General features: G+C 45.9%; 1 protein-coding gene and 1 pseudogene. Both read left to right on the top strand.

Going from position 1 to position 795, the window contains the following annotated elements:
* A partial coding sequence (locus R7R24_RS26120; protein ID WP_318120032.1) for a LysM peptidoglycan-binding domain-containing protein occupies positions 1-562 on the top strand: 562 nt, incomplete at its 5' end.
* A pseudogene (locus tag R7R24_RS26115) lies at positions 559-795 on the top strand (hypothetical protein); the annotation flags it as partial. The gene R7R24_RS26120 and the pseudogene R7R24_RS26115, both read left to right, overlap by 4 nt.

Below are 795 nucleotides of genomic sequence, written 5' to 3'. Positions count from 1 at the left end.
AGTCGCGCGTTACAAAGTCAAATCTGGCGACTCATTGAGTATGTTGGCAAAGAAATACGGTACGACCTCAAAAGTGATTCGTCGTGCTAACGGCCTGTCGAACAACAACATTCGCATTGGTCAGTACTTACTTATTCCGACGTCAACCAAAGACGATTCAAAGTACGCACTTACAGCGCAAAACCGTTTGAACAAAACGCAATCGCAAGCTCGTGGCCAGCTGAAACTGTCACACGTTGTGCAATCGGGTGAAAGTTTGTGGTCTATCGCTCGTGACAACAAGGTTTCACACAAATCGCTAGCAAAATGGAACGGCATGGGACCAAAAGATACCCTGCGCGTCGGTCAAAAGCTGGTGATTTGGAAAAAATCAGACCAAGGCGCCGTGATTCGTACCGTGTTCTACAACGTTCGCTCTGGCGACACCATCAGTGGCATCGCAAGCAAATTCAAGGTGAAGAGCAACGACATCGTAAAATGGAACTCGCTGCATAAGCAGAAGTACCTAAAACCGGGTCAAAAACTTAAGCTGTACGTAGATGTAACTAAGGTAAGTGTATGAACCCGTCAAGTAACCCACTCGTAATGTTGTTGGATATATTCCGTTCTCCAACCTCTTGTTTTCTTGCGCTTTATCAGCGTGGTGGTTGGGGATGGCAACCTTTCATCTTTTTGATGCTAAGCCCATTCCTATTTTGGGGCGCGTACTTTTCGAACGTTGATTTTACGTGGTTAAGTGACCAACTCACTGTACAGTTCCAACAAATCGACCCACAGCAGATTGAGCTATTGGAA

The organism is Vibrio sp. 704, assembly GCF_033339295.1.
The sequence above is the reverse complement of the archived record's forward strand: the minus strand, read 5'-3'. Positions and strand labels throughout refer to the sequence as shown.